Genomic DNA, 13,408 nt, shown 5'->3' with positions numbered 1-13,408 from the left:
GGCTGAACCCTACTTTCGATCGTGCCCCAAGGTGGCGTAGGCCACAGGGTCCAGGGCCTTCAATCGAAGAGCCGCCGCCCACCCTGCAAGCCCCGCACAAGGCAACAAGGCGAGCAGGGCCCAGGACAAGGCCTGGCTGGCCCCGGTCAAGACTTGAAAGTTGGGCACGGCGAGAGCGAAGACAAAGCTCAGGCCCAGCAGAGCCGCGAGTGGCATCCAGAAAATTCTGAACCTGCTGTAGGCATGTGCATCCCGGCGGAAGAACACGATGACCGCCACCGCCGTCGCCATCATCAGCAGCAGCAGGCACACCGTGGCGATGTTGCTGAGCCACGAGAAAAGGTGCAGAACGGGGTCGGCCTTGAACAGCGCAAACAAAAGCACCACGGCCAGGCACAGCACGGTCTGCAAAAGCGAGGCCACGTGCGGGCTTTTGTACTGCGGATGGGTGCAGCCCAGGCGCCTGGGCAGCAGGCGCTCCCGGCCCATCGAATAGAAGTAGCGGGCGGTAGAGTTGTGAAACGCGATCAGCCCCGCGTAGATGCTGACGATGAACATGCCGCGCAAGAGAAGGGTCAGGGGCTGGCCCGCGTAGGTATCAGACAGCAGATACAGGAAGTTGGTCGGATCACTCAGCCCGGTGATGGTCTCCTGGACGCGCTCGGCCCCCGTGCCGATCACCAGACACCACAGCGAAAACGAATAGAAGCACCCGACCAGGATCAGGGCCGAGTAGGTGGCGATCGGGATGCTGCGCTTCGGATCCTTGGCCTCTTCGCTGTAGATGGTGGTGGCCTCAAAGCCGATGAAGGCCGCGAAGCAAAACAGGATCCCGATGGAGGGATTGCCGGCACTGAGTGCTGCGGGCTGGAACGAGGAAAACTCGATGCCATGGGCCCCGCCGCGGTGCAGGATCAGCACGTCCAACAGCAGCACGAAGGCGTATTCGGCCACCACAAAGCAGGCCAGGATCTTGGCCGAAAAATCGATCTGGTGAAATCCAAAGTAGGCCACGGATGCAATCGCGGCCACCGCCACCAGCCACCAGGGCACGCTCAGATCAAACTGCGTGCGCAAGGATTCGGAGACCACCTCGCCGAGCAGCCCATACAAGCCAAATTGAAGGGTCAGCGACCCCAGTATCGCGATGAAGGCCGCCGCGCCACCCGCCGCACCACCCACCCCACGCGAGATCATCGCGTAGAAGCCTCCGGCACTGGTGACGCAGGTGCCCATGGCGGTATAGCCCGCAGCAAACATCAGCAGCAGCAACAAAGCCAGCACCACCAGCGCGGGTGTCCCGGCGCCATTGCCCAGCATCATCCCGATGGGAAAGCCCCCGGCGACCACACTCAGCGGGCTGGCCGCCGAGATCACCAAGAGCGTGATGAACCATGAACTCAGGGTTCCTGAGCGCAGGCCCGTGGCGTCATCGGGCAGACGGGGCATCGAAGGAGTGGGTGAATCCATAGGTGTTCTTGATCAGCAAGTGAGGTCTGTTGTCGGAGGCCACGCGAACGGTTCAGGTCGCGTTCACGCGCTCGGTTGTCTGAGGGCTGACGCAAAGTCTAGGCCGGCCATCTGGGAGTCGATAGCCCAGATCGGCATGCAGGAACACCGATCCAGGCACCGTAAAAGTGCGCCGGGAAGGCGCCTTAAAAATTTCGCACCAAAAGCCGGCATTTCTTAAAACGAAAATTTAACATCGTGCACGCAATTATTTTTTGATTTGTTTTGCTTTTTTATTTCATTGTGATAACTTTGCATTCACGCATCCACGGGGAAAAACGTGGATGACAAACCGTACGGCTTGGCCCATCACAGCTCAAGCCAGTGTCTTCCAGGATGATTTGAAAAGGACTCGGAATGCTTGCTGCACTCAAAAAATGGGCTTTGCTGGGCCTGCTGCTCGCCACCTCCGCGGCATGGACGGAATCGGCCGTTGCGCAGACGAATTGGCCAGCTCGACCCGTGAAAATCATGGTGCCTTACCCCCCGGGCACCGGGCCCGATGTGATGGCCCGATTGGTCGCAGAGGGGCTGGCCAAAGAGCTGAACACCAGTGTCATCGTGGACAACAAGCCGGGTGCCAACGCCATCATCGGCACCGATGCGGTGGTGAAAGCGCCTGCCGACGGCTACACCTTCTTGCTGCTGGACCGCATGACCTTGTCGGTGAACCCGCTGCTCTATCAACCACTGCCGTTTGATGTCCGCAAAGACCTGGTCTCGGTGAGCAACATTGCCGATGTGAACCTGTACCTGGTCACCAGCGCTCAATTGCCGGTGAGCGATTTCGCCTCGTTCGTGCAGTACGTGAAGGCCAACCCTGGCAAGGTCACCTTTGGCACGGGCGGGGTGGGCAGCATCATGCATCTGAACATGGAGTTGCTGCAGGCCCGCACCGGGATGGAGTTTCTGCATGTGCCGTACAAGGCCCTCGCGGAAGTCATCCCCGCCATGCTCGGTGGCCAGGTGCAGGCGACCTCGGGTGGTGTGGAGGCATTGCTGCCCCATGTTGAAAAGGGCAGCCTGAAATTGCTGGCGGTGGGCGCCCCCAAGAGAGCGCCCATCACACCCCAGGTGCCCACCATCCTGGAGGCTGGCGGCGCCGACATGCTGCTCTCGACCTCCTACACCCTGCATGCCAAGGCGGGCACGCCACCGGAAATTCTGGCCAGGGTGAATGCCAGCCTGTTCAAAGTGCTGGGCAGCCCTGAATTGCAAGCCTGGACCGCCAAGCGGGGCCTGCACGCGGCGGCGTCGAAGCCGGCAGAACTGGACGCGCAGATTGCCATTGATTCAGAACGCGTGGGCAAGCTCATCCGTGAACGGGGCATCCGGGTGCAGTGAGCACGGGGCCACGCCCGCCGCAATGGCCCCCACGCGACTCACCCTGCCCCTTCACCCACCCGACCTGCGCACCACGCTGCAGGTCAATTCACCCACCGGAGACCACCCTGTGTCATCTACCCGCGAAACCGAGCACCCCATCCATCCGCTATTCACTCAACGCTGGTCACCCCGCGCCTTCACGGGTGAAGCGATCTCAGAAGAACAGTTGCTGACGCTGCTCGAAGCCGCGCGTTGGGCGCCGTCGGCGTACAACGCCCAACCCTGGCGCTGGATCCACGTGCGACGCGACACGGCGCATTGGGCGCCCATTTTCGAGTCGCTGGTGGAGTTCAATCAGGGCTGGGCACAACACGCAGCAGCGCTTCTGGTGCTGGTGTCGGCCAAACAGGCCGTGTTTCCAGGAAAACCCGCGGCGACGCCCAATGCCTGGCACTCTTTTGACAGCGGTGCCGCATGGGCCAGCCTGGCCTTTCAGGCCACCTTGTCTGGCTTGGCCAGCCACGCCATGGCCGGCTTTGACGAGCCCCGCCTGCGCGAAGCCATTCAGTTGCCCGAGACCCACGCCATCGAGACCGTGATTGCGGTCGGCAAACCCGGCCGCCCGGATCGCTTGCCCGAAGCGCTGCGCGCGCGCGAGACTCCGAACGGGCGCCTGCCGCTGGCAGACGTGGCCTTCGAAGGCCGCTTCAAGAGCAACAGCTGAGGGCCTTGGGGCCGCCGCCCGGGATCAGGCCGCTGAAATATGCGCCGTGATGCTGGCGGCCGCACCCACCACCAGATTGGCGAGAAACTCCTGGTTGAAGGCCGCAAAGCGCTCGCTGGGCCCCACCAGGGTGATGCTGCCCAGAATGCGCTGCTTCTCGTCGAAGATCGGCGCGGCCAGGCCCGTCTTCTCGGGGTCGAGTTCGCCGACGCTGATGCAGAAACCCTGCTTGCGGATCTGCAGCATGGTCTTGGAGAAGACTTTCCAGTCGCCGCCAATGCGCTGCACGCCGGGATGATCGGTGTGGGCGTCGAATATCTTGCGCAATTGACGCGGCAGCAGATAGGCCAGGATCACCCGCGATGTGGCGCTGCGAAACAGATCCATGGGGCGCCCGCGACCAAAATTCAGGGGGTCGACGTTGGCCCCGGGCTGGTGATAGATCGAAATCACGGTGGAGCCATACAACTCGCTGATCAGCACACTGAGCCCGGTCTGCTCCACCAGGTGCTGCGTCAGATCGCGGCTGCTGGACAACAGCGGGTGGTATTCGGTCATCAGGCGATCCAGCTCGATCACCCTCGGGCCCAAGGCGTAGCCCCGGGGCAGACGCACCAGCAGACCGACATCGCTCAACTCGCGCACATAGCGGTAGGCGCTGGCCGGCGCATAGCCCAACTGGGAGCAGATCAACTCCACATCAATCACGGCCTGCTCAGGCTTGAACAGGCTCAAAACATCCAGCATGCGTCGAAGGCTATTCATCAATTCGTTGTTCTGTGGGAGGGTTGAAGTTCAGGTTGACAAGCGTAATCGAACTGCGGGCAGTGCCCGTGACGAAACGCCAAAGGAAGAGCAACAGGCCCGCACCAAGCCCATGCCCCCAAGGTCAGGAATGAGGACTCTATTGGGCCACGATGCGATCCGTCAACCGCGCAGCGGCCCGCACGACCAGATCACACAGAAAGGTTTCCTGAAAGGCTTGAAAGCGCTCGCTGCGCCCGACCAGGGTGATGCTGCCCAGCACCCGGCGCTTCTCGTCGAACACCGGCGCGGCAACGCCGGTGCGATCCGGGTGAAGCTCGCCCCGGCTCAGACAATAGCCTTTCTTGCGGATGTCCAGCAGGCTGCGGGAGTAGTCTTTCCAGGCCAGCCCCAGGTGCTGCAGCTGGGCGCTTTCGGCATGCTGATCGTAGATGCGCCGTATCTGGCGCGGCAGCAGGTAGGCCAGCACCACGCGTGAGGTGGCGCTGTGAAACAAGTCCATCGGCAAGCCCCGCCCACCGCCCACGGGCCCGGCGTCATGGCCCCGTTGCAGCAGCACATTGATGACGGAGTGGCCATGGAATTCGCTGATCAGGGCATCCAGGCCCGTCTGGGCCACCAGGTCGGCCACCAGGTCCCGCCCCCATTGCAGCATGGGGTCGTAGGCTGTCATCTGGTGCTCCAGCGCAATGATGCGCGGCCCCAAAGCGTAGCCCCGCGGCAGACGCACCAGCAAGCCCACCGCCCCCAGTTCACGCAGGTAGCGATAGGCGCTGGCCGGGGTGTAGCCCAACTCACGGGAGATGATGTCGATGTCGATCACCGACTGGTCAGACCTGAAGAGGCCCAAGACATCGAGCATCCGGCGCAAGCTGTTCATGGCATTGGTTTTGAAAACAACAAGGTGACAGCCAGGCACTTCGGCCCTGCCCTGCCAACGACATGCCAGGGGCCCGCACAGCCAAGCCGCGCCGGGCAACATGTCACAAATTTATTGCAAATTTTTGTCTATTTGATTGTATTGCAATTAAATAAAGCACTTTTATGCCAAATCAACACATCGATTTTTATCTCAGCGGCCTCAGGCATATTCCAACCGTCCTACGCTGCAGGCTTCATGGCGCCGCTGCCCGGGCCTTTCAGCGCCAGGCCTTGGGCCGCCCACCGGCTGGGCCACGCCCTCACTCCGCCGACATGCCACTTTGCCGGACCACGTCGGCAATCAGGGCGCGCTCGCTGCGCATCAGGCGCTCGAATTCAGGCCCCTGGATGAGCTGGGGCACGATGCCCCGGGCTTGCAGCATTTGCCGAAAGGCCTCACTGCCCGCCACTTTGCCGACGGCTTGATTCAGCCGATCGGCCTCGCTCTGCCGCAGGCCCGCCGGCGCCAGCAGACCCAACCATGAGCTCAGGGCCACGCCCTTCATGGCCGGCAGTTCAGACAGGGTGGGTACCTGGGGCAGCACACCGAGCCGCTGCGCGGCGCTCACGGCCAGGGCTTTCATTCGGCCCTCCTGCACGTGCTGCTGCACCAGGGCCACGGGCAGGATCGCCAGGTCCAACTGCCCGCCCAGCACATCGGTCACCACCTGGGGCGCCGCCTTGTAGGGAACATGCACCCAGTCCAGGCCGGTGCGCAGGTGGATCAGTTCACCGGTGATGTGCAGCAACGAGCCCCGGCCATCGGTGCCGAAGTTCAGCACCCCGGGATGGGCGCGCGCCCAGCGGATCAGCCCCTCCAGCGTGTCTGCCGGCAAACCCTGGCGCCCCACCACGGCAAAAGGCATCTGCCCGACCGCAGTCAAGGGCAAGAAATCACGAAAGCTGTCATAGCGCACGGCACTGGGGGTCAGCACCGGCGCCACATTGAGCGGGCTGCTGACCGCGAAGAGCAGCGTCTGCCCATCGGCGGCAGCGTGGGCGACCTTCTGCGTGCCGATGGTGCCGAAGGCGCCCGTGACGTTGTCGACCACCCAGGCCTGCCCCAGCAACTGGGCCACCGGCGCGGCCAACTGGCGGGCCACCCCATCGATGGCGCCGCCCGGCGCAAACGGCACGATCACGGTGACGGGCTTGCCCGCCACGGGTTGCGCCATCAAAGGGCACACCACGGCCAACCCGGCCAGGCCGAGACCCTTCAGACAAAACCGCTTGTTCAGTTCCATGCTGTACCTTTCGGGCCTTTCAGGGCCCATGCGTTGCTGACAACCTGACACCCGATGGGCCACCGGCCTCAGGGGAACTCGATGTGCGCCCGCTTGACCACCGGCTCGGCCTGGCGGAAAGCCTCCGCCCAGATGCGCCGTGCCTGCTCGGGCGTGCTGCCGACCGGGTCCACCCCCTGCGCCAGCAACCGCGACCGCAGCTCGCTCGACTGCAGCACCTGGTGCAAGGCCTTGGCCAAGGTGTCCTGGATCACGGGCGGTGTACCGGCAGGTGCAAACAGCGCAAACCAGCCCGACTCGGCCATCTGGGGCCACCCCAGTTCGACAAAAGTGGGGGTCGATGGCAAGGACGGGAATCGATGCGTGCCGGTCACGGCCAGCGGTCGAACCTGGGCACTCTCAACACCGCCACTGATGGCAGACACCGTGAGAAACACACTGTCGAGGTGCCCCCCGAGCAGGTCCGTGAGTGCTGGGGCCGAGCCCTTGTAGGGCACATGCACCCATTGCAGGTGGGCCACATCCGCCAACACCTCGCCCATGACATGGCCTGAGGACCCCACCCCGAAACTGCCGTAGCTCAGGCCTGGCGCCTTGGCCCGCTGCACGAACGCCCCCAGATCGCGCTCCTTGGCATCCGCCCGCACGGCCAGCACCAGCGGGGCATGGCCCACGATGCTGACCACGGCGAACTGCGCCATCATGGCCTGCGGATTCTGCGGCGGCTGCGCGGCCAGGGGCGCGATGACGTGCGTTGAATGGCTGCCCAACAGCAAGGTGTAGCCATCGGCCGGCTGCCGCTGGACGCTGCGCCAGGCCACCGTGCCATTGGCACCGGGGCGGTTGTCCACCACCATGGGCTGCCCCAACACCTGCTGGAGCTGCGTTCCCAGCAGGCGGGCCAGCGCGTCGGTGCCCCCGCCACTGGCAAAGGGCACCACCAAGGTGATGGCTTTTTGGGGGTAGGCCAGATCGGCTGCGCGGGCGTCGTGCGGCACGCCGACCCAGCCCGCCAGGGCCAGGGCCAGCCCCGCCAGGCCGATGCGCCAACTGGAGGCCGCGGTGCCAGGCCGCACCCACCTCCGCAGGGCCGGGGCCGTGCTCATTGGATACCTGCCATGTTGATGTACTTGATGACCAGGTAGTCATCCATGCCGTAGTGCGAGCCCTCACGCCCCAAGCCCGACTGCTTGACGCCGCCAAAGGGCGCCACTTCATTCGAGATCAGGCCCGTGTTGACGCCCACCATGCCGTACTCCAGACGCTCTGCCACGCGCCACACCCGCCCCAGGTCGCGGGCGTAGAAATAGCTGGCCAGGCCAAACTCGGTGTCATTGGCCAGGGCCACGACCTCGTCCTCAGACTCGAAACGGAACAGGGGCGCCAGAGGGCCGAAGGTCTCCTCGCGGGCCACCGCCATGTCGGAGGTGACATCCGCCAGCACGGTCGGCTCGAAGAAGGAACGCCCCAGGGCGTGGCGCTGCCCACCGGCCAGGACCCGCGCCCCCTTGGCCAGCGCATCGGCGATGTGCTCCTCGACCTTGGCCAGGGCCTTGTCATCGATCAGAGGCCCCACACGCACCCCCTCGGCCAGGCCGTCGCCGACCTTCAGGGCCTGCACCGCGGCCACCAGTTTGGCGGCAAAGGCGTCATAGACCTTGGCATGGACATACAGGCGGTTGGCGCACACACAGGTCTGCCCCGCATTGCGGTATTTGGAAATCATCGCCCCCTCCACCGCCGCATCGAGGTCGGCATCCTCGAACACGATGAAGGGCGCATTGCCCCCCAGCTCCATGGACACTTTCTTGATGCTGTCCGCGGTCTGCTTCATCAAGGTGCGCCCCACCTCCGTCGAGCCGGTGAAGCTCAGCTTGCGCACCGCCGGGTGGGTTGCCAACACCCGCCCGATGTCAGCCGCCGAGCCGGTCACCACCGACAAGACGCCCGCGGGCACGCCCGCACGTTCGGCCAGCGCCACCAAGGCCAAGGCCGTCAGGGGTGTCTGTGAGGCCGGCTTGAGCACCATCGTGCAGCCCGCAGCCAGGGCCGGGCCCGCCTTGCGGGTGATCATGGCGGCCGGAAAGTTCCAGGGCGTGATGGCGGCGCACACGCCAATGGGCTCCTTGGTGACCACGATGCGCTGGCTGCTCAAGGGCGCTGGAATGGTGTCGCCATAGACGCGCCGGGCCTCTTCGGCAAACCACTCGATGAACGAGGCTGCATAGGTGATCTCGCCCCGGGCCTCGGCCAGGGGCTTGCCCTGCTCGGCCGTCATGATGCGGGCCAGGTCGTCGGCATGGGCCTGGATCAGCTCGTACCAGCGGCGCAGGATGGCGGCACGCTCTTTGGCCGTGCGGGCGCGCCAGGCCGGCCAGGCGGCCTGGGCCGCCAGCACGGCACGCTCGGTCTCGGCGGCGCCCAGGCGGGGCACCGAGCCCACGCGCGCCCCAGTGGCCGGGTTGGTCACATCGATGCGATGCTCGGAAGAGATCCACTGGCCATCGATCAGGCATTGGTCGCGCAGCAGGGAGGGGTCTTGTAGGTTCAACATGGCGATTGAAATTTGAGAAAACCCCCAGGACCTGAAGCCCTGGGGAAAAGCCTGGAGAACAGGCCGTGAAACATCGGGTGAAAGGCAGGCCCGGCGGGGCCTTGCCCATGGCATGGGGCGCGCCAGGCGCTAGATCTGGGTGATCATCTTGGTGGCCAGGTAGCCGTCGAACAGCTCGGTGCCGCCCTCGCTGCCAATGCCGCTGTCCTTGATGCCGCCAAAGGGCAGCTCGGGATGGGCCATGCCGAAGTGGTTGATGTTGACCATGCCCGCCTCGAGGCCGTTGGCCACCCGCGTCGAGGTCTGAATCGAGTGGGTGAACACATAGGACGCCAGGCCAAACGGCACACTGTTGGCCCTGCGCAGCACCTCCTCCAGATCGGTGAAGCGGGTGATGGGCGCAAGGGGGCCGAAGGGCTCCTCGTTCATCACACGGGCGGTGTCGGGCAGGCCCGTGATCACGGTCGGGGCAAAGAAGTGGCCGGCACCCGGAAGACGGCCGCCACCGCTGAGCACCTCGCCCCCTTGGCGCCGGGCGTCTTCCACCAGGGACTGCACGGCCTCGAGGCGACGCGCGTGCACCAGGGGGCCCATCTGCGACTCGGGCTGCAGGCCATGGCCCATCGTCACCGAGTTGATGACCTCGGTGAAGGCGCTCACAAAGCGGTCATACACCCGGCTCTGCACATAAAAGCGCGAGGGCGAGACACACACCTGCCCGGCGTTGCGCACCTTGAAGCGGGCCAGCAGGGTGGCCGCCTGCTCCACATCGGCATCATCAAACACCAGCACCGGAGAATGCCCGCCCAGCTCCATGCTGACCCGCTTCATGTGGGCCCCCGCCATGGCCGCCAGGTGCTTGCCCACCGGCACGGAGCCCGTGAACGACACCTTGCGCACAATGGGCGACTCGATCAGGTGCTTGGAGATGGTGGAAGGCACGCCCCACACCACATTGAGCACGCCGGGTGGCAATCCGGCGTCGTGGAACAGGCGGGCCAGGGCATCCACCGCGCTGGGAGACTCTTCGGGCCCCTTGAGGACCACCGTGCAGCCGGCGCCAATGGCCGCCACCACCTTCTTCATGGCCTGCCCCATCGGGAAGTTCCACGGGCTGAAGGCCGCGCACACCCCCACGGGCTCGCGTACCACCCACTGGCGTACGAGGGGGTTGCGGGGCGGCACCACGCGGCCGTAGATGCGCCGGCACTCTTCGGCCGCCCATTCGGCATGTTCGGCGCTGTTGAGCACCTCGGCCACGGCCTCGGCCAGGGGCTTGCCGTTGTCCTGCGTGATGGCCCGTGCAATGTCGTTCGCGCGCTCGCGGGCCAGCTCACCCACCCGGCGCAACACGGCGGAGCGCTCCATGGGCGAGCTGCACCGCCAGGTCTGGAAGGCATGGTCTGCGGCCAGAAGTGCGGCATCCAGGTCTTCGCCAGTGGCCCAAGGCAGTTCACCCAAAGCCTCCTGCGTTGCAGGATCCCGGATGGTCTGGACTTCGCGCCCTTCGGCACTCAGGAAGCGGCCATTGATGTAGAGAGAAAGTGAGGGGTACATGGTGCGGTGCTCAGAGAATGGGTGGAGCGGGGGGCCCTGCCCTGTTCGGGGCAGAAGGCACAGGCAGAAACTTCGTCACTCCAGCTTGATGCCGGCCTCCCGGATGATCTTTCCGTAGCGCACGGCGTCCTTTTTCATGGATGCCAGGGTTTGCTGAGGCGTTGAGGTGGCCACGTCCATGCCGCGCACCGCATAAGTGCCCTTGACCTGAGACGAGTCCATGACCTTGGCCACGGCCTGGTTGATCTGCGTCACCACCGCATCGGGCACCTTGGAGGGCGCAAACAAGGCAAAGACGGTCGAGGGGATGGTGCCGGGCTTGCCGCCCGCCTCGGCCAGCGTGGGCACATCGGGCAGGTACATGGCGCGCTGCGTGTCGCCCATGGCCAGCAGGCGGATCTTGCCGCTCTTGGCGTGGGCCTGCATCACCATGCCGCCCGCCATCACGGCATCCACCTCACCCGACAACAAGCCCAGCACGGCGGGCGCCACGCCCCGGTAGGGCACGTAGGAGAAGTTCAGGCCGTGCGCCTGCTTGAGCATCTCCATGCCGATGTGGTTGACATGGCCGTTGCCACCGGTGCCGATGTTGACACCGCCCGGTGCGGTCTTGGCGTACTGCAGGAACTCGGCAAAGTTCTTCACCGGAAGACCTTCGCGCACCCCCACGAACAGGTTGACACCCGCCAGATCGGACACCGGCTTCAGGGCCGTCTCCCACTGGTAAGGCATCTTGGCGTACAGCACCGGGTTGGTGACCACGGCCAGGCGATCCACCATCAGCAAGGTGCTTCCGTCAGCATCTCCCTTGGTCACCACCTCGGTGCCGACGATGGAGTTGGCACCGGGGCGGTTGTCCACCACAAAGGCCTTGCCGGTCTGCTTGCTCAGGGCATTGCCCAGGTCGCGGGCCAGCACGTCGGGCTCGGTACCGGGTGGGTAGGGCACCACGATGCGGACCGTGGCGGGCGGCCAGGACTGTGCCATGGCGGACACGGCACCCAGTGCCAGCAGGCAAAAGGCCAGAAGACGGGATTTTGAGCGGTTCATGGGGGGGCTTTCTTGAGGGAACGAGATACGGAACTCAACAACACAGGCGGCCGAGGCCTGGCCGCAGCCAAGCGCGGCCCGGCGGCGATGCCGCCACGGCGACACCGGCGCTTTCAGCGCGATCGGCGCGATCGCCCTACCGCACCACCGTGCGACAGAACTCGGTCAATTGTTCGGGTGCGCTGGCCGCCAGGCCGGCCGCAGCCACAAACCGGTCCGGGCGGATCAACACCCAGTCCACACCACGGGCCTGGAACCAGGCGTTCAAGAGGTTGTCGGTGTCCTGGATGAGGTTGACCATCGGCGCCTCACCCGTGCAGCGATTCACTTCCCAGGCACTGCTTCGGGCCCTGACGGCCACAAATTGATCGCACTTGAGCAGCCGCAGCTGTTCGGCCAACGCGGGGCTCATCTGCGCCAAGGGATTGCAGCGCCAGCTGACCAATGCAAAACACCCGCCGATCACGTCGTCGAGCTTGCGCGGCTCGCCCGAAATCTGCTCGACCACGGGCTGGATGAACATGCGCCCCACCAGATCGTCGCGAGCGGCATGCCCGCTGTTCAGCACCACGCCCTTGACGAAGCGCGGCATGGGCTTGAACTTCATCTGCAGCACGTAGTCGCGCACCTTGGGAATGTTCTTGATCGACAGAAAGAAGCGGTCCCGCAGCCAGGCGACCAAGCGGTTGCGCTGCGACAGCACCGAGCCGAACAGGTCAGCCAGGTCAATCATGGCCTGGGCGTGGGCATGACGCTCGTCGTGGTAGCTGGCCAGCAATTCAGGCTTCATGCGGCCGCGCACGATCCAGGCCAGCTTCCAGGCCAGGTTGAACGCATCGCGCAAGCCGGCATTGAGCCCCTGCCCGATCCAGGGCGGGGTGATGTGCGCCGTGTCGCCTGCCAGGCACACCCGGCCCACCACGAAATCCTTGGCCACGCGCGAGTTGTGGGTGTAGACACGGGCCCGGATCACCTTCAGGCGCTCGGGATGTTCGACGTGGTGGCTCAGCAGCATCTGCACCTTCTCGGGTGTCAGCATCTGGTCGCCATCCTCACCGGGGAACAGCATGAACTCCCAGCGGCGCAGCCCATAGGGCAGGCGCAGGCAGACATAGGGCCGGCGGGGCTCGCAATGCAGCGCCGTGTAGGGGGCGTCGAGCGGGTCATCCTCACACTCGATGACCACCCATTTGTGCGAATGGGTCTTGCCCTCATAGGGCACTTTGAGAATGCCCTCGCGCACGGTGCTGCGTGCGCCGTCCGAAGCCACCAGGTACTGCGCACGGACCGTGCTCAAGCTGCCATCGGCCTGGCGCAAGGTGGCATCCACGCCGTGCTCGTCCTGCACCAGCGAGAGCAACTCCACCCCCAGGGCCATCTCGACATGCGGGTAGCGGGCCAGCCCCTTGCGCAGGGTGGCCTCGCCCAGCGGCTGGGAAAACAGGTTGCGACGACACCAGCCGAATTCACGCGTGCTGGGCAGGATCTCGGCGAAGCATTGCTTGGCCGCCGTGTACATGCGCATGGGCACGTTCTGGATCATGTCGCGCAGCATGTCCTCGGCCAGGCCTGCGGCCTGGAAGGTGCGCAAGGCTTCATCATCCAGACCCACCGCGCGCGGAAAATCCAGAATCGCCGGGCTGCGGTCGATGAGCAGGGTTTCGATCCCGTAGCTGCCCAGCAGGTTGGCGATGGTGACCCCACAGGGGCCAGCGCCAACAATCAGGACCGGAACTTCTTTTTTGTCTTGGGACATGT

Annotated in this window: 11 protein-coding genes; 2 read left to right on the top strand and 9 right to left on the bottom strand. The window is 64.9% G+C overall.

The genetic code is table 11. From position 1 onward, the window contains the following. Positions 1-9 precede the first annotated feature (9 nt). A complete protein-coding gene (locus F624_RS0101900; RefSeq protein ID WP_051107273.1) occupies positions 10-1,470 on the bottom strand; it encodes an APC family permease in 1,461 nt (486 codons plus the stop codon). Between the two features lie 510 nt (positions 1,471-1,980). On the opposite strand from F624_RS0101900, the gene F624_RS0101895 reads away from it, so the two are divergent. Next, positions 1,981-2,853: a Bug family tripartite tricarboxylate transporter substrate binding protein gene (locus F624_RS0101895; RefSeq protein WP_245573534.1), complete on the top strand. Its 873-nt coding sequence runs from the start codon at positions 1,981-1,983 to the stop codon at positions 2,851-2,853. Positions 2,854-2,962: 109 nt separating this feature from the next. Then, the gene (locus F624_RS0101890; protein WP_031253856.1) at positions 2,963-3,559 is read left to right on the top strand and encodes a nitroreductase family protein; all 597 of its coding nucleotides are present in this window, start codon (positions 2,963-2,965) and stop codon (positions 3,557-3,559) included. Between the two features lie 24 nt (positions 3,560-3,583). On the opposite strand, the gene F624_RS0101885 is transcribed toward F624_RS0101890, so the two are convergent. The 8 genes from F624_RS0101885 to F624_RS0101850 all read right to left on the bottom strand — a co-directional run bounded on the left by F624_RS0101885 (position 3,584) and on the right by F624_RS0101850 (position 13,406). Further along, complete coding sequence (locus F624_RS0101885) at positions 3,584-4,306, bottom strand: IclR family transcriptional regulator (RefSeq protein WP_019572559.1); 723 nt, start codon at positions 4,304-4,306, stop codon at positions 3,584-3,586. Between the two features lie 157 nt (positions 4,307-4,463). Further along, positions 4,464-5,204, bottom strand: coding sequence for an IclR family transcriptional regulator (locus F624_RS0101880; protein WP_019572558.1), 741 nt, complete (start codon positions 5,202-5,204; stop codon positions 4,464-4,466). A gap of 301 nt (positions 5,205-5,505) precedes the next feature. Beyond that, complete coding sequence (locus tag F624_RS0101875; RefSeq protein ID WP_019572557.1) at positions 5,506-6,489, bottom strand: Bug family tripartite tricarboxylate transporter substrate binding protein; 984 nt, start codon at positions 6,487-6,489, stop codon at positions 5,506-5,508. Positions 6,490-6,557: 68 nt separating this feature from the next. Next, entirely contained in the window at positions 6,558-7,595 is a 1,038-nt protein-coding gene (locus tag F624_RS0101870) for a Bug family tripartite tricarboxylate transporter substrate binding protein (protein WP_019572556.1), read from the bottom strand. Continuing rightward, a complete protein-coding gene (gene gabD, locus F624_RS0101865; protein ID WP_019572555.1) occupies positions 7,592-9,043 on the bottom strand; it encodes an NADP-dependent succinate-semialdehyde dehydrogenase in 1,452 nt (483 codons plus the stop codon). The genes F624_RS0101870 and gabD overlap by 4 nt, the downstream gene beginning before the upstream one ends. Positions 9,044-9,172: 129 nt before the next feature. After that, a complete protein-coding gene (locus F624_RS0101860; RefSeq protein WP_019572554.1) occupies positions 9,173-10,600 on the bottom strand; it encodes an NAD-dependent succinate-semialdehyde dehydrogenase in 1,428 nt (475 codons plus the stop codon). A 75-nt stretch (positions 10,601-10,675) separates the two neighbouring features. After that, entirely contained in the window at positions 10,676-11,650 is a 975-nt protein-coding gene (locus F624_RS0101855; RefSeq protein WP_019572553.1) for a Bug family tripartite tricarboxylate transporter substrate binding protein, read from the bottom strand. A gap of 136 nt (positions 11,651-11,786) precedes the next feature. Next, complete coding sequence (locus tag F624_RS0101850) at positions 11,787-13,406, bottom strand: bifunctional 3-(3-hydroxy-phenyl)propionate/3-hydroxycinnamic acid hydroxylase (RefSeq protein WP_019572552.1); 1,620 nt, start codon at positions 13,404-13,406, stop codon at positions 11,787-11,789. Between the last annotated feature and the right edge of the window lie 2 nt (positions 13,407-13,408).

The sequence above is a fragment of the Curvibacter lanceolatus ATCC 14669 genome (assembly GCF_000381265.1).
GTDB lineage: Bacteria > Pseudomonadota > Gammaproteobacteria > Burkholderiales > Burkholderiaceae_C > Curvibacter > Curvibacter lanceolatus.
The sequence above is the reverse complement of the archived record's forward strand: the minus strand, read 5'-3'. Positions and strand labels throughout refer to the sequence as shown.